Origin of the sequence: Paenibacillus taichungensis (assembly GCF_003287275.1) — a bacterium.
In the GTDB taxonomy this organism is placed as follows: domain Bacteria; phylum Bacillota; class Bacilli; order Paenibacillales; family Paenibacillaceae; genus Paenibacillus; species Paenibacillus taichungensis_A.
This window is the reverse complement of sequence record NZ_QEVW01000010.1, coordinates 115,972-132,130: the sequence shown is the minus strand read 5'-3', so window position 1 is coordinate 132,130 and position 16,159 is coordinate 115,972. Positions and strand designations below refer to the sequence as shown.

The 16,159-nt window shown below is 46.6% G+C and carries 16 protein-coding genes; 8 read left to right on the top strand and 8 right to left on the bottom strand.

All coding sequences use genetic code 11. From position 1 onward, the window contains the following. Positions 1-168 precede the first annotated feature (168 nt). Positions 169-450 carry a hypothetical protein gene (locus DC345_RS17550; protein ID WP_113054160.1) on the bottom strand — a complete coding sequence of 94 codons (282 nt, stop codon included), beginning with the start codon at positions 448-450 and terminating at the stop codon, positions 169-171. Positions 451-595: 145 nt separating this feature from the next. Between DC345_RS17550 and DC345_RS31770 the strand changes: the two genes are divergently transcribed. The 3 genes from DC345_RS31770 to DC345_RS17540 all read left to right on the top strand — a co-directional run bounded on the left by DC345_RS31770 (position 596) and on the right by DC345_RS17540 (position 1,572). Next, positions 596-757 (top strand): hypothetical protein, encoded by a 162-nt coding sequence (locus DC345_RS31770; RefSeq protein ID WP_017690239.1) that lies wholly within the window; start codon positions 596-598, stop codon positions 755-757. A 198-nt stretch (positions 758-955) separates the two neighbouring features. After that, the gene (locus tag DC345_RS17545; RefSeq protein WP_113054159.1) at positions 956-1,324 is read left to right on the top strand and encodes a hypothetical protein; all 369 of its coding nucleotides are present in this window, start codon (positions 956-958) and stop codon (positions 1,322-1,324) included. 38 nt (positions 1,325-1,362) lie between these two features. Then, positions 1,363-1,572 (top strand): hypothetical protein, encoded by a 210-nt coding sequence (locus DC345_RS17540; RefSeq protein WP_113054158.1) that lies wholly within the window; start codon positions 1,363-1,365, stop codon positions 1,570-1,572. A gap of 176 nt (positions 1,573-1,748) precedes the next feature. Here DC345_RS17540 and DC345_RS17535 read toward each other — a convergent pair whose 3' ends face one another. Then, positions 1,749-2,960 carry an MFS transporter gene (locus DC345_RS17535; RefSeq protein ID WP_113054157.1) on the bottom strand — a complete coding sequence of 404 codons (1,212 nt, stop codon included), beginning with the start codon at positions 2,958-2,960 and terminating at the stop codon, positions 1,749-1,751. Positions 2,961-3,218: 258 nt separating this feature from the next. Between DC345_RS17535 and DC345_RS17530 the strand changes: the two genes are divergently transcribed. The 3 genes from DC345_RS17530 to DC345_RS17515 all read left to right on the top strand — a co-directional run bounded on the left by DC345_RS17530 (position 3,219) and on the right by DC345_RS17515 (position 5,569). Beyond that, on the top strand, positions 3,219-3,866 hold the full coding sequence (locus tag DC345_RS17530; RefSeq protein WP_113054156.1) for a peptidylprolyl isomerase: 648 nt from the start codon (positions 3,219-3,221) through the stop codon (positions 3,864-3,866). Between the two features lie 493 nt (positions 3,867-4,359). Beyond that, complete coding sequence (locus DC345_RS17520; RefSeq protein ID WP_024632484.1) at positions 4,360-4,617, top strand: YqkE family protein; 258 nt, start codon at positions 4,360-4,362, stop codon at positions 4,615-4,617. Between the two features lie 157 nt (positions 4,618-4,774). Next, positions 4,775-5,569 carry an SDR family oxidoreductase gene (locus DC345_RS17515; RefSeq protein WP_113054154.1) on the top strand — a complete coding sequence of 265 codons (795 nt, stop codon included), beginning with the start codon at positions 4,775-4,777 and terminating at the stop codon, positions 5,567-5,569. A 154-nt stretch (positions 5,570-5,723) separates the two neighbouring features. On the opposite strand, the gene DC345_RS17510 is transcribed toward DC345_RS17515, so the two are convergent. Further along, positions 5,724-6,485 carry a YwaF family protein gene (locus DC345_RS17510; protein ID WP_113054153.1) on the bottom strand — a complete coding sequence of 254 codons (762 nt, stop codon included), beginning with the start codon at positions 6,483-6,485 and terminating at the stop codon, positions 5,724-5,726. 336 nt (positions 6,486-6,821) lie between these two features. On the opposite strand from DC345_RS17510, the gene DC345_RS17505 reads away from it, so the two are divergent. Next, on the top strand, positions 6,822-7,796 hold the full coding sequence (locus tag DC345_RS17505; protein WP_113054152.1) for a ring-cleaving dioxygenase: 975 nt from the start codon (positions 6,822-6,824) through the stop codon (positions 7,794-7,796). 102 nt (positions 7,797-7,898) lie between these two features. Here DC345_RS17505 and DC345_RS17500 read toward each other — a convergent pair whose 3' ends face one another. From DC345_RS17500 to DC345_RS17490, 3 genes are all read right to left on the bottom strand, one after another. Next, positions 7,899-8,612 carry a stalk domain-containing protein gene (locus tag DC345_RS17500; RefSeq protein WP_113054151.1) on the bottom strand — a complete coding sequence of 238 codons (714 nt, stop codon included), beginning with the start codon at positions 8,610-8,612 and terminating at the stop codon, positions 7,899-7,901. Positions 8,613-8,867: 255 nt separating this feature from the next. Beyond that, complete coding sequence (locus tag DC345_RS17495; RefSeq protein WP_113054150.1) at positions 8,868-9,713, bottom strand: hypothetical protein; 846 nt, start codon at positions 9,711-9,713, stop codon at positions 8,868-8,870. Between the two features lie 169 nt (positions 9,714-9,882). Continuing rightward, positions 9,883-11,160 carry a methyl-accepting chemotaxis protein gene (locus DC345_RS17490; protein ID WP_113054149.1) on the bottom strand — a complete coding sequence of 426 codons (1,278 nt, stop codon included), beginning with the start codon at positions 11,158-11,160 and terminating at the stop codon, positions 9,883-9,885. A gap of 323 nt (positions 11,161-11,483) precedes the next feature. Between DC345_RS17490 and DC345_RS17485 the strand changes: the two genes are divergently transcribed. After that, the gene (locus tag DC345_RS17485; RefSeq protein ID WP_113054148.1) at positions 11,484-12,914 is read left to right on the top strand and encodes an aspartate ammonia-lyase; all 1,431 of its coding nucleotides are present in this window, start codon (positions 11,484-11,486) and stop codon (positions 12,912-12,914) included. A gap of 168 nt (positions 12,915-13,082) precedes the next feature. Here DC345_RS17485 and rpoN read toward each other — a convergent pair whose 3' ends face one another. Further along, positions 13,083-14,387, bottom strand: coding sequence for an RNA polymerase factor sigma-54 (gene rpoN, locus DC345_RS17480; protein ID WP_113054147.1), 1,305 nt, complete (start codon positions 14,385-14,387; stop codon positions 13,083-13,085). A gap of 122 nt (positions 14,388-14,509) precedes the next feature. Next, entirely contained in the window at positions 14,510-16,057 is a 1,548-nt protein-coding gene (gene pruA, locus DC345_RS17475) for an L-glutamate gamma-semialdehyde dehydrogenase (protein WP_113054146.1), read from the bottom strand. Positions 16,058-16,159 lie beyond the last annotated feature (102 nt).

Here is a 16,159-nt window from a genome sequence, read left to right as displayed (position 1 = left end):
TCATTCACAGCACCTCAAAGTTTCTTATTTTCTCTATCCCCAAGTTCTCTCATTTATCATTCGCCACAGTTTGACGTGTCACCTTCTTGTAGGGAAATGAAAATTCACATTTTAGTAGATTTATAGTTTTATTTCCATTTTATTGATAGAATCCGTGTTTTTTCTCCATTATCCGCGCAGGTCTTCGTACTGGTTCTCAATCATTTCGCGCTCTTTCTGCTCAACCTTTGTTCGATATTCCAACCACTGCTCCGTTTCCTCATCTTCATAGATCGTCCATATATCCGAGAAAAGATAATCCCGCAACTGGACAATCTGTCCTGACCATATCCCGCCTACCCAGAACAGCCCGTCCGGACGACGTATAACGGTACGTGAAAACCCGGGGGTAGACGCTTTTTGCCCGACTCGGATTTGAGTAATCATATTGCCCAGCGTAAACCAATTCAATTGGAATCCCTCCCTCTTATATCCATGTTTCATCATATCATAGGCCAAAGATGAAAAGCTGTAAAACTGACCTGTGCGATTCAATCATCCCTATCGGGTGTAATGGTTCCTCAAAGCAAACACATACTATTGAGGAGTGATTCAAATGAATGAGCCACACAGAACGGTAGAGGTAGAACATAAGGATGTCCAACACAAATCGGATTCAAGTATGGTCGCTTCAACGTTTATCAAGTATGCGGCTTATATCATTATTTTCTTTGGATTTCTGTATTTTCTGGTCAAATATGTATTTCCTAAATTTTAAAGCGTATACGTTGAATCTGTAATCCGTACATTATTCACTTTCATCTTATATTCATATTTTGGGAACACAAGGGAATCATACTAGGCAAGATTACAACGTTAGCCCTTTGGGTAACTACCGAATAAGAACCTTTACTAGATAACTGCCCAATCAAACAAACAACCATTAAATATAATCCACTAAAAAGGAGTGCTACTTATGTCAGACAGACCGATTAGTAATGAAGAGAGCGAACGTTACTACGACCGTTATCAGAGGTCACGTGATATTCCACTGGAAACTGAAGTTCCTGAAGGTGACATAGATACCTTTGATGAAGTTACGGGAAAACGTATCGATACTGAAAATACAGTGAATCCCCCATTTGTAACGGCTACAGAAGAGCCGGTATTGGAGTCACGGACAGCGGAGCCTGCACTTGAATCCGTACCTGATGCTGATCTAATTCAACCGAATAGTCCGGTTGATCCTGCCGCACCCGACCCCAATGCTCTTCACGGGACGGACCTGCTAAACGGCGCTGGGGCAGATGCGAAACCAGAGAACGACATTCCACCACGGCGCTAATCCTCTTGTCACAGCATGAATTAGGAGGTGCAGTCACGATGAAGGATAATCACAAGCGACAAGTACATGAGCCCGAAAATTTGGTAACCGAGCGGGATATTGATCCGAATTTTGGATTATTCACGGAAGACTCCTTTCCGGAAGCACTGGCGGATGAGGATCAACTTGATGCTGTTGAACATGCCATTCCGAAAGAGAACGTTGAAGGGGTTGAAGTTCCCCGAAAAGATTCATCCTCGGATAAATAAGAACGCATTACAGATTCTTTAAGGGTATAAGAAACCTCTTTGGTTAGAGGTTTCTTTTTGCTTTAATTTCGCTAGCAACAAAGACTGTATCCAAAAAAAGAGATGGCTACCGTATCCGTACGGTGCCATCCCTCGCTCTGATATCCGATAAACCATTTAACGTTTTACGTTATTGATTACTTCGCCAAGGGTTTGCCCGATCCCGGCAACTTCTCCTCCAGTCGGGACCATTTCGCCACAATGGCGGTAATTAGCAGCGCCACTCCATTGATGATAAAAATCCAACGAATCGGAAACCAACCACCCAGAACACCACCGATTATCGGCCCCGCCATCGTACCGATTTGAGAAGCCGACTGATTCAGGCTGAATGCTCTTCCCCGGAAGCCAGGTTCAGTCACTTGCACAATCATTGCATTAATCGCCGGGAACACCGCAGCAAAGAATAATCCATACACAAAACGCAAGATGCCGAATCCAATATAGCCTGTAGTGAAAAACTGCAGCAGGTTACCGATCGCCCCACCAACGAGGCCAATGATCAGTACTTTGCCATATCCGATTCGTGAACCGATCTTGCCCCAACGCGGCGCCATAATAACCGTAGCTACACCAACTGCAGAGAAAATAATACCCGAGCTGAGAGAAGCACGATCGGGCTGAATGCCCATTTCCATCACGTATACGGTCAATAATGGCTCCAGAATCATCACGGAGAAGGTACATATGCCCATCATGCCAAGCACCGTAATAAACAATCGATTGGCCCTGGCTTCACGGATGTCATCCATCACATGAGAACGTGCCTTGTTCCGGTTGAAGTTCTCTTCTTTGACCCAGAAGGTTGCGATCAACGCCGAGACCAATACTACGATGCTGGAAAATAAAAACGCATTCCGGTTGCCATAATAGTGGCTTACGACCCCGCCAATTAACGGGCCGATTATACCTCCTGTTGCGCCGGCTGTTGACATGATACCAAGCGCATACCCTGTCTTCTCTTCCGGTGTATTGGTACCGACCAGTGCAATCGCCGCCGGAACAAACCCCGCAAGCAATCCCTGAAACAAACGAACCACGATTAGCGAATAGGGGTCCTGCACAAAATAATTGATCAAATACAAAACCGCAAGGCTGTATCCCGACCGGATCAGCATTGGCTTGCGCCCGTATTTGTCAGCCAGTGATCCCCAGAAGGGAGACACCAGCGCACTTGCCAGAAACGTGATGCCAAAGGCAAGCCCTGACCAGAACTCCAGGTGATCACGAACGCCCAGATCGCCACTCAGAAACAAAGGCAGAAATGGGATGGAGATTGAATAAGCGGTGCTGCAAAAAAACACACCAATCCACAAAATCACCAGATTACGCTTCCACGAGAAGTCCATATACCCGCACGCCCTTTCCGTTAATGACGTCGGGACTGCCGTGTATTGGAGCGGACGGAACAGACCCGTACGTCCCTGACTGCGGAAGCATTTTCCTTATTTTACACCTCTGTAAGCATTTACACCATCCCTTATCGCCCATAATATCCTGCCTTGCATTGCCATCTTGTCCGCAAAAACGGTATGATAGTTGAGGGATTATCCGAAAATAATTCTGACAAAAATATATTATGCAGAGATGCAAGGGGGAACGTTCTCATGTCTTTTCGGTGGAAAAAAACAACAGCTGTGTCGCTGGTTCTAGCGATGCTGCTTATCGTCATTAGTGGTTGTGGACGCCCTTCAAGCGGCGCAACGGAAGCCGTCCCAGCACCGCCTGAAGGGCCAAATCCAGTGGCCACAATTGAAATGCAAGATGGGCAGAAGATCGTCATTGAACTATATCCCGAAATTGCGCCAAATACCGTGTACAATTTCATCTCACTCGCCAATAAAGGTTTCTATGATGGCCTGAACTTTCACCGTGTTATCCCAGGCTTTATGATCCAGGGTGGCGATCCAAACGGTGATGGTTCGGGCGGCCCAGGATATACCATTAAAGGTGAGTTTACATCTAATGGTCACAAAAACCATCTGAACCATACTCGTGGAGTGATTTCAATGGCGCGTAAATCCGATAATCTGGACTCCGCAGGTTCCCAGTTTTTCATCATGTTAGCGGATGCTGATTATCTCGATAATGCCTATGCCACATTCGGTAAAGTTACAGAAGGTATGGAAGTCGTTGATGGAATCGCTGCTCAGGAAATAGGCGCACAAGACAAACCGGTTACCGATCAGGTGATGAAAAAAGTCACTGTTGACACCCACGGTCTGGAATATCCAGAACCGGTAAAAATGCCTTAACCTTTGGAACAGATCTTAGTTATCCATCTTGATTCATAACCTGTAAGACAAACAAAAGCTCTGTCCTGCGTATTCACGCAAGGCAGAGCTTTATTCAATGTTAGCGTTTACATAAATAACTTTATAAAAAATGCCCTATTCTGGCACAACTCTATATGCAGCAGCTCTGCAACCCGCTGGTCTCAATACATCCATCCCATCAAACGCAACCACCCGATGATCGCAATCCATAGCGGACAGCTGAAAGCAACACCCCATGCAAGCCCTTTCAGTAAACTACGGTTTACTTCCACGAACAACGACTCCTTTCTCCCGGGAATAGTCGCAGTATCGGTAATAATATATGAATTTATACCCGTTTTCATTCGTCACGCAACTCCCTAATTCCTGCTTTTGTCCCTCAGTTTCATGGAATGGGTTCGGTGAACCTGATATAATATGTTTACTGAACGATAATGGAAGCTGATTCATGTTTTTGAGAGGAGATTATTCTATGGCAAAATCCAAAAAACACACCCCTGCTCCCAAAGCAGCACAGGATAAACCGACCACACTTAAGGATCTGCTGAGCAGTGATGTGTTAGAGAAACTGAAGGCTCAGGCTGATGAAGCCAAGGCTGCCGAGGCAGACCGCAAAGAGCAGGAACGCCTGCAGGCCGAAGAAGCTCGTAAAGCGGAACAGAAGCGGAAAGATAATGATTTTGAGTACCTGTTGAACAATAGTTCGATGGATTGGAAGAAACATAAGTAATTTTACAAGCAATCAGATCAATATAATCATAAAGGATGCAAACTGAGGGCCGCGATGCGGTCCTTTTTTATATGGATTCAACTGATTCACCATGCGGGAGTGGGGTATGTAGAGATAGAGAGTATACCGACAATCCATACGATACGGAGGGATAAGGATGACTGAACAACGTTTGCAAGGAAAAGTTGCGATTGTAACCGGAGGTGGCTCGGGAATTGGTCAGGCAACAGCCATTCGTTTCGCTGAGCATGGGGCCAAAGTGTTCATGCTGGACCGGACCCCGGAGAATGCAGAGAAAACCAAACAGACGATCGAAAACGCAGGCGGAGAAGCACACGTCATTGAATGTGATATATCCAAACCGGACAACGTACAAAAAGCAATCAATCAGGTAGCGGAGCAAGCCGGACAGCTCGATATTGTGTTTGCCAATGCGGGAATTAATGGCACGATGGCTCCCATCGAAACGATGGAACCTGAAGACTGGGATCAGACGATGGGCATCAATATGCGCGGCACGTTCGCAACTGTGAAGTACGCCATCCCCCATTTGAAAGACCGCGGCGGCAGCATCATTATTACAAGTTCGATTAACGGTAACCGCGTATTCTCTGGCATTGGGTTCTCTGCATACGCTTCCAGTAAAGCTGGTCAGACGGCTTTTACGAAGATGGCTGCATTGGAACTGGCCCGTTACAAGATCCGTGTCAACGCCGTCTGCCCGGGAGCCATAGATACGAACATCGATGATAACACCTATCCTTCGGACGATCTAAAAGAATTACAGATCCCTGTTGAATTTCCGGAAGGTCATGAACATCCACTCAAAGGTGAACCTGGAACGTCGAAGCAAGTCGCCAATCTGGTGCTCTTCCTCGCCTCTGATGAATCTTCCCATGTGACCGGCACCCGGATCTACGTGGATGGAGCGGAATCTTTGCTTCGGGGATAAAAATTAGAAACATATCTCTGTGAAGTTAACAACCAAACATCCCGCAAACGATCTGGATATCAAGATCACTGCGGGATGTTTAGTTTGAAATATATCTTTAGAGAAGAACGAAGAACAGCCCCCGCTGCCTACCATCAGGACAAATGATTTTTAACTAGAGCGCTGAACTCTTTCCTCTCCTCACCCGATTATTCAGTCGCTCCGGAATCGCAAAGAGCAGGACGTACATTAGGGAGAACATGACTAACGCCAGTACCTCTTCCCCAAGAATGTACATGGGGTAGGGCCCCAACATGTCGAGTACTGAAGGCGTATTCGGTTTGTGTCTTAGAAACATATAATTGGCTTCAAGCAGGACATCCACACCGTATACGACCAACGCAGCCACGTTCACGAATATCATCGATCCCAGCACTGATCTCCAACTTGGACGAAGCTGTTCCACCCAAGTCATATAGAGCAAAGCCAGAATAATACAGGCGTGAGCAGTAAAAAATTGAATGAAACGAAAATGTGCATAATCATAACCGAGATTAGGGGTTACGATCGCCATCAAGGCTCCTGCTATTCCTGCGAACAGCAATGCAGAATGCAGCAGTCGGCTGCGTGTCAATAATAGCAGCGCAGATAACAATAGTGACAGACTGCATAGTTCCAGCGGCAATGAAGTCTGTAGACTCCATACATCCCCATATACATACCAGAGCTGAAGTACAATCTCACAGCCGAACATGACACAGGCCATCGTAATTCGAATAGTACGGCGTATGTTGGATGATAATGAGCGCAGCCGATTCCGAAACAGGAACATCAATATAATTAATGCAGCAATAAGGCTAATCGCCCATAGGTGCGAAGTGGAAAACAGCATAAACGGTTCTGCATCATAAGGGTCTAACCACTGAGGATAAGCCATGTGCCTCTTCTCTCCTTCTCATTACAGGAACACAATATATCTCTTTAATGTTAACTTTTTCATTTTGGCATTGAATGAGCAGACTGTCCAGATGGAATTCTAAATTAGGATTGTATTTTAAATATCTTTATGTTAAGATAAATTCAACAACAAAACAAACTAAAAGTTAGTAACTTTCTTAACGGAATATTATAAAATATATCTATGTTCTTCTATACATTTACACGATAACGGAGAGGACAGAAATAAACTGAAGAAGCTTTCGGATTGTTCTGTCATCGGAGTGCCTGTGTAAACACTCATTAGTTGAACATATATAACCAGGAGGAATTTATAATGCAAATCAAAGGACTTCACCATGTATCTGCACTGACTGCTCACGCCACTGAGAATTATCGGTTCTACACCAACGTCATGGGATTGCGATTGATCAAAAAAACAGTCAACCAGGATGATGTTTCAGTCTACCACCTCTTCTATGGAGATGAAAAAGGGAATCCCGGTACTGAACTTACTTTCTTTGAAATTCCAATGGCCGGACAGACACGTGAAGGCGTGAACAGCATCTCAGCAACGTCACTTCGTGTTCCTAGCGATGCAGCCCTTGCGTACTGGCAACAGCGTTTTGAAGAATTCGATGTTCCTCATGGAGAAATCACCGAACGTGGGGGGCGCGCCACTCTCTCGTTTACAGACTTTGAGGGACAACGTCTGATCCTTGTTTCTGATGAACACAATACAGGTGTTGCCGGGGGCAAACCTTGGGATCAAAGCCCTGTGCCTGTCGAGTATGGCATTGTCGGCTTAGGCCCAGTGCATCTTACCGTTAAAGATGCCTCTCTTACCACTCCAGTTCTTACCGAACTGCTCGGCTTCCGTCAAAAAGGAACCTATCCTGCTTTTGTCGCAGGCCAACCCGATGTACTCGTCTTCGAATCCGGTGAAGGTGGTAGCGGCTCCGAGGTGCATGTCGAAGAACGAAATGACCTTACCCAAGAACGCCCTGGTCGAGGCAGTGTGCACCATGTTGCCTTCCGGGTCGATAATGAAGAAGAACTGAAACAATGGGTGGAACGGGTTCATAATTTCCGATTCCCGAATTCCGGTTTCGTAGACCGTTTCTACTTCCGCTCCCTGTACTTCCGTGAAGCTAATGGCATTCTGTTCGAGCTGGCAACCGATGGTCCCGGGTTCGACACGGATGAAGAACTGGCTTATCTTGGAGAGTCCCTGGCATTGCCTCCATTCCTTGAAGGTCGCCGTGCAGAGATCGAAGCAAATCTCAAACCGCTCGATACCGTAATTCGCTAACCAGATCATACGTCCCAAAAGAACGAAAAAACGATTATCGCTATGCCAGTCCGGAATAACCGTCCGGCAATGCATAAGCGATAATCGTTTTTATTATCTCGTTTATTTTTTGGTTAAATATGAGGTCGTCAATGGAACAAACAGAGAGGAGCCCGGGGCCTCATCAACGATTTCAACAAAGATGAAATCTGTGTCTGCAACATCCACGTCTACCCCAATCAAACCGTCTTCAGGGGCAAGCGATACTGTCTTGAGCGTTGTATTGTTCTCGTCCATAATCTCAAGCTTCTGTGAACCGCCAAGAACAGCCAGATCGAGATGCAGCTTGGCATACTTTTTCTGGGTCATGACTTGGAAGCTCTTGCCTTGCTTGGCTGTGTCGGTATGCAGGTATACATCTTTGTAATCTTTGCCTTTGTACGCCGTTTCGGCCGGATCCTTGGTATGCCAGTCGGAGGTGCCCAAGGCTGCAGTTCCAAGCGAGCTTAATGTCAGCTTGCCAGTTTCGGATGGTGGTGCAGATTCATTACTGCTGCCAATGTTAACGGATGATGTTGCGCTGTCATACGTAATTTCCGTACCGAGCAGCGTGCCGACTGCACGCACTGGCAAATAGGTCGTTCCGTTGTAAGTAATCGGCAATACCGTTTTGCCATTAGCATCTTTGGCTGTTACCGTTGTCCCATTTAATTTCAGAGATATCTTGCTGTTCAAATACGCTTTGATCGGTTCCAGACCCGTTGCTGCAAGTGCTCCAGTGCCGATGCCGAGTGTTAGTGTACCCACCATTAAACCCAATACGACCTTCTTCTTCATTAATGATCCCTCCTGAAAGTGAAAGTATGAAATAGATGAGTTCCATCCTTTATACATTTAAACGACTAAAGTGTTTGTGTCAACCATTTCATGGAAAATTTCTGAAATAAAATTCGATTTTGGATAGCACAAAGCGAGGCTAAAGGTTCATCATTTTTTTCAGCCTCACCCGTTTCCCTCTGTCATTTCAGACCGTGGGGACATATTTTTTTATCATTGTTCTCAGCAATGCCGCTCTTTTCTGCTTACTTCCGTTCAATCAAAAGATTCATAGTACTCATCCTCATACTCTTCCGTGCTGTATTCCAAGTCCACAGCCTGCCACTCGCCATCTTTATAGTCATAGGCAAAGTTTAGATCACCGTCATATAAACCCATACCATATGCACCGGATGCCGACACAACCAACTTGCCATTCTCCACACTGTAGTAAACAACACCGCCGAACTTGAGTTCCTCGTTATAAACTCCCTCGCTCGTGTCTTCCTCCATCAGAGAAGGTTCTGCATGTACACCATCAACGGTAACGTTGATCGTCACCTGACCTGGTGCAACACTGACGTTCGAATTTACATGCTGCTTCACAATTTCATCCAGTGATTGCATCTTCATCTCTTCCAGCGTATCTGGATTGATAATATGCGCTTCTCCCAGATAGATGCCTGTTCCGTGACCGGCTGTAAACAACACAACAATCTCCTTCTTGCCATCTCCATTCAGATCCAGTTCGTGCACTTCGGGTTTGTAGGAGCCGCCTTCTCCTTGCCATTTACTGAATTCACGTTTCTTGCCGTTCACTTCTAACACCATTCCGTTGTATATATATCCTGAACCTTCAACTTTCATGGGGTACAGTCTTACATTCTCATTTTCCGGAGCAACCGAAACGTACTCTCCCTTAACAGGAATCGATTCCTTCGTTGTAAATGCTGCTTCATTCATTGTTTCTATATTGGAGGCCACGACCGCTGAGGTCTGGCTGGATTGATCATCTATGTTAAGCTGTTTTTGCGATTCATTCATGGTTCTGGCAGACGAAGTTGTACTAATCGTCGCTACCGCCAAAATAATCATCAGCAGGATACCTGTCCAAGTTTTCAATATGCTGGGCTCCTTAATCTGTAGTGGAATACTACCATTATATCTTCATTTATCGCCCAAGCGTTGCGAATTTGTTAATGTTTCATAAAAAAATCTTTACATATTTCAGTTTCTACGAAAGAACGTTCGGCTTTAACCATAATAAGCAAAAAAACACCCCGGAAACAGCTCAAGGCTGCATCCGAAATGCTTTCGTTTTGTCCATTAATCGATCTGTTAACTGTCTTAACTCTTCAGCCGAGGATGAAATCTCCTGCATGATTGCCGTCTCTTCATGTGCCGCATCCATGATCCGTCTCGCCTCATCCGAGAATGATCCAGCTTTCCCTTGAATCTTTTTCACATGACCGTGCGTTTGTTCCACGCGGCTGGTCTGTTCCCCAATTTTGGAGCCGATTTCATGAGCACCCTTCATAAATACCTCTACCGTACCTGTAAGCTCCTGCAACGTCTGATCAACAGAGATCGTGCGCTCAGATTCATTCACAACCAGGCCATGCTGTTCATGAATCAGTTGAGCTGTATCTTTAATCCGCTGTTGTACGCGGCTGATCAGCTCATTAATCCGATGCACCGATTGTTTACTCTCATCTGCCAGCTTACGAATCTGTTGAGCCACGACAGCAAATCCTGCACCTTCTTCTCCCGCACGCGCAGCCTCAATGGAAGCATTCAGAGCGAGCAGCCCTGTTTCCTCTGCAATGTTTTTGACGGACTGAGTAATGGCTTCAATATCCGATGCTTCCTTCTCGAGCAGCACCATGATGTCTCGGGAACGGTTGTGAGATTCCGTCAGCTCGTCCATTCCTTTCATCAAAGAAGAGAAGGTCTGTTTCGTATGATCTACCGAACGTTCCATTTGGCCGGACATCTCTGTCATCCCGATGGACTGACTGTGCATACGCTGAAAATCGTTCAACATCTCATCCGCTGTAATCAATGACTGATGTGATGTCGTCTTCTGCTCTTCCACACCCACAGCAATATGATCAACCGCATCAGACATCATTTCGATCTGCTCCGCTGCCTGGGCGATTGCTTCGCTAAGTGACTGTGCATTCTGTGAGGTAGTACGTGTACTATCTGTAATATCGTTTACAATACTTCTCAAATTAAAAACCATTACGCGAAAAGCATCATATAATACAGTAATTTCATCCTGTGTACGCCGCTCTGGGATCTCAGCTGTCAAATCCCCCGATGAGACTTGTTGTGCCGCACGGGACAAATGTACAATTGGACGAGTCAACCAACGAGAGGCAAACCAGCCCAGAATCGCATTCCAGCATACACCCATGATGAGTACGATAGATATATATAACCAGCTTGGCATGGAGAACGAGAGCCAGTCCTGAAGGAAAAATATAAAAAAGCCGCTAGTTCCGTACGTAATCAGTGAAATCAGTACCAAACCTGCGACGGTTTTTGCGCCTAAAGTCCATTTCATATTCACACCTCATAGTCCTTTTTTCCTATTTTACCAGTAGATAACCAAATAACATGTGATTTAGATCACTGAAAACGACAAATTCTCCCCCATCTAATTCATCATGCATGACTTCTCCTCTAAGTGGAGCATAATTGATAAGACGAGTTTTGACTGACTGAACCTTTGCAGTCTGCCAAGGTGATATCCTTAATTTAAATTATTTATCGGCAAGTTGGGTGAAATGATTTAGCTTGGCATCCATTTTGCTTAAATGATATACTGAGTGCGCTTCGGCATTGCCGGAGCAGACCTATTTTTGGATGCCACTGGAGGCGAACGAAATGTCTACATTGTCCACAAGGACGGAAAAAGATTTTATTGGAGAAAAAGAAATTCCTGCTTATGCTTATTACGGAATACAGACGATTCGGGCTGTAGAGAACTTCCCGATTACCGGCGTTCCTGTACACCGAGAGCTGGTTACAGCTCTGGCTGCGGTGAAAAAAGCTGCGGCAATCACGAATATGGAGCTGAAGATGCTGCCACGCAAAATTGGCGATGTTATCGTCATGGCTGCTGAAGAAATGATGAAAGGCCATCATTTAGATCATTTTATTGTTGACTCCATTCAGGGCGGTGCAGGCACCTCCATGAATATGAATATGAATGAAATTCTGGCCAATCGTGGACTGGAACTGCTATTGCAGAACAAGGGTGACTATTTCCACTGTAACCCGAATAACCATGTGAACATGTCCCAATCCACCAATGACGTGATCCCAACTGCACTGCGTATTGCTGCGTATCGGTTGTCTGAAACGCTGCTGGATACGATGAAACGTCTGCAGGATGCGTTCCGCAAAAAAGAACAGGAATTTAACGATGTAGTCAAGGTAGGTCGGACACATCTTCAGGATGCCGTGCCTATTCGTCTTGGACAAGAGTTCGGTGCCTATGCGCGCGTGATCGGACGTGATATCGAGCGCCTTGAATTCGCAAATCGTCGCCTGCTCACCATTAACTTGGGTGCGACCGCTGTAGGTACAGGTCTCAACGCCAAACCGGAATACATCATTAAGGTAACGGAGCATCTGTCCGATGTGACAGGATTGAATTTGCAAACGGCTGAAGATCTTGTGGATGCCACACAGAATACGGATGCCTATCTGGAATTGTCGGCTGCACTGAAAGTATGTGCTGTCAGTCTGTCCAAAATCTGTAACGATATTCGCATGATGGCTTCGGGTCCACGTGCAGGATTCAATGAGCTTCGTCTGCCACCGCGTCAGCCAGGTTCGTCCATTATGCCAGGCAAAGTGAATCCGGTTATGGCGGAAGTGATCAATCAGGTATCCTTCCAGGTAATGGGGAACGACCATACGATCTGCATGGCCTGTGAAGCCGGTCAATTCGAATTGAACGTCATGGGCCCTGTTATTGCGTTCAACTTGCTGCAATCACTGAAAATCATGAATAACGGCATCGACGTCTTCACTCGTTATGCCGTTGAAGAAATGGAAGCGAACCGTGAGCGTTGTGCATTGATCATGAAACAGAGCTTTAGTGTAATTACAGCGCTCAATCCACATCTGGGTTATGATGTGGCAGCCTCCATTGTGAAGGAAGCATTGAAGACTGGAAACACTTTGCAGGAGATTATTCTGGAACGGGGTCTGCTGACGCCGGAAGAACTGGAAGAAATTTTGCATCCGGAGCAAATGACTACTCCTGGTATTGCAGGTGAGCACTTCCTGCATAATATGGAACGCTAGTAAGCTGTTTAAAAGCTTTTAAGTTCAACTAATGAATATTTACACTGACACTCCGATGACAGAGCGGCCTTTTGATCTCTGTTAAACCGAGACGAACAACCCCCGCAGACCGTTACCACGGCTCGCGGGGGTTACTTGTTTAGGATATATAATAAGAGTAAACACCATTCATGCCCATCGCTTACGTTCAAGTGAAGGCAATATCTGAAGCTCTTCCCTGTATTTCGCAACCGTTCTGCGGGAGATAACGATGCCTTCATTCGCGAGTAATGATGCCAGTTGGCTATCGGAGTAGGGGCGTTCCGCCCGTTCAGAACGAATCAGTTCTTTTAGTCTGAGCTTCACCGCCGGTGCAGAGGTCATTTCTCCGTTCGTTGTTTCAAGTCCTGTTGCAAAAAAAGCCTTGAGCTCAAACACACCATGCGGTGTCTGAACGTATTTGCCATTGACTGCACGGCTCACCGTCGACTCATGCATACCGATGGCCTCGGCAATGATCGCCAGATTGAGCGGCTTCAATCCGGCAGGTCCTTCACGCAAAAAAGGTTCCTGTTCACTCATGATCGCCGCCAGGACACGCATCAGGGTTCGGCGACGCATGCCCACGCTGCGAATGATCGCTCTTGCCTCTGCTGCCCGACCTAACCAGACCTCGTCTGCATCATTCTTCCTTATCCAGCGGCAACAAGCTTCATTCAGGGATACCCGCGGCACACCCGCAGAATTTAAACGTAGAGAAAGCTCATCACCCTTTATCTGCACAACGGCATCCGGAATAATATAATGTGCACGTTCCGTACACCCGACGGATCGACAAGGTTTCGGGTCAAGACAAGCAATATAGTCATAGGCTGCCTGAGCCTGCTGCGACGTAATCCCCAGTCTTGTTCCCGCTCTTCCTGGATGGAAACGAACCAACTCTTCCAGCCCTTTCTCCACCATGTGCTCCGCATGCTGGTTAGCTACTGGATCACGCCTAATCTGAAGCAACAAGCATTCACGCAAATTTCGTGCGCCCACACCTGCGGGGTCCAGCGATTGTAGAATATGCAGAGCAGCTTCAGCTTCCGGCATCGATACACCTCTTGCCGATACAACATCCGTCAATTCCATCGTCAGATAGCCATCATCGTTGACACAACCAGCTAAATACATAGCTGTTGTCTCCATTGCTCGTGGAACATTCTGCAACCGAAGCTGAGATATCAACAGTTGTTCAAGTGTAGGTTCAGCCTCTTTCATCTGTAACAGTGGATCATAAGAGGAGAACCTCTCCTGACTCAATCGTCGGGGAAGACGGGTGCGCAGGGTAGAGGGCTCTTCTAGCTCAAGCACCGGATTTTCATCCGCAGCTTCCTGCAAATATCTAGCCAATTCCTGACCCGATAAGGTCAGCAGATGAATGGATTGCTTCATCTCCGGCGTAATGGATAATCGAATACGCCCCTCCTGCACCAACTGAAATCCTAACATCCGTCTCCCCCCTTAAGCGCTGCTCAAGCTACTACAGTATACTGACGAACAAAGACTATTTTCAGGAAATGATAGCATAAAAACCAAGTGATTGTCAGCGGGCCCAAACCCAATTTCTCAACTTAATATTTCTCCGATACCAACTTCGCTTGGGTGAACAGCAGCAAGTAGTCCCTTCCCCCTGCCTTGGAATCCGTTCCTGACATATTAAACCCTCCAAATGGATGTGTCCCCACCAGTGCACCTGTGCATTTACGGTTGAAATATAGATTACCCGCAAAAAATTCCCGTCTGGCTTGTTCCAGATGTTCGCGATTGCGAGAGATCACTGCACCTGTCAGTCCATAATCGGTATTATTGGCAATATCCAGTGCATCCCCGAAAGATTCTGCCTTGATAAAGGCCAACACCGGTCCGAAAATCTCCTCCTGTGAAATCCGTGCTTGCGGGTCCACATCAGCAATAATGGTCGGTTCAATGAAATAACCTGCCTCGTTCCCAGTACTACCCCCGAGTACAAGGCGTCCTTCACCCTTGCCTATTTCAATATATTCTGTGATCTTGGCATACGCCTTGTCATCGATAACCGGACCTACCTGATTTCCGACTTCAAGCGGACTACCCATGCTCAGCTGCTTGGTTCGTTCAATCACTTTTTGTAATACCTCGTCATATACATCTTTATGAATAATGGCACGGGAACACGCAGAGCACTTCTGTCCCGAGAAGCCAAACGCGGAAGCTGTGATGGATTCTGCGGCCAATTCCAGATCACTGTCGCTATCTACAACAATTGAGTCCTTGCCGCCCATTTCAGCAATCACCCGTTTAATCCATTTTTGTCCCGGCGCGGTGCGTGCTGCACGTTCATTGATCCGCAGACCGACATCCCGGGAGCCTGTGAAGCTGATGAAGCGGGTGAGTGCATGGTCCACCAGATAATCGCCAACTTCGCTTCCAGGTCCTGGCAAATAGTTCACTACGCCGTCCGGCACACCCACTTCGGCAAGTAGCTCCATGAATTTGGCGGCAATTACCGGTGTTGTACTGGCTGGCTTCAATACAACCGTGTTGCCCGATACCAAAGCAGCAGAAGTCATGCCCGCCATAATCGCGAGCGGGAAGTTCCATGGCGGAATTACAATCCCCACACCAAGCGGAATATAACTCAATTCATTATCTTCGCCTGCAATTCTTGTGAGCGGCTGCGGTTCACTCATACGCTGCATCTCACGGGCGTAAAACTCCATAAAATCAATAGCTTCCGCTGTATCCGCATCCGCTTCTGGCCATGTTTTGCCTGCTTCGTACACCATCCAAGCGGAGAATTCATGCTTACGACGCCGCATGAGCGCCGCTGCTTTGTACAAATAACGGGCACGTTCATTCGGGTCCGTATGTTTCCAGGTGCGGAATGTTTCCGCAGCCGTTTGGATGGCCTGCTCGGCAAGCTCTTGATCAGCCTGATAGATCTTTCCGACAATCTGATTTTTGTACGCAGGATTCACGGAGGATAACGTGCGGGCGCTTGTTATTTTTTGTCCACCAATAATAATGGAGTATTCTTGCCCAAGTTCAGCCTCCACCTTACGAAGTGCGTTCTCAAAAGCTTCCCGGTTGGCCGGGACTGCAAAGGATGTGAATGGTTCGTTAACAAAAGGGATATTCATGAATGATTTCCTCCTTCAGATGTGGGGGTTCGCTGACTGTTTGCCTGAGCTGCCATGCATTTTACTCATCACCAAATATATGTAGCAAGATCCATGCCAACT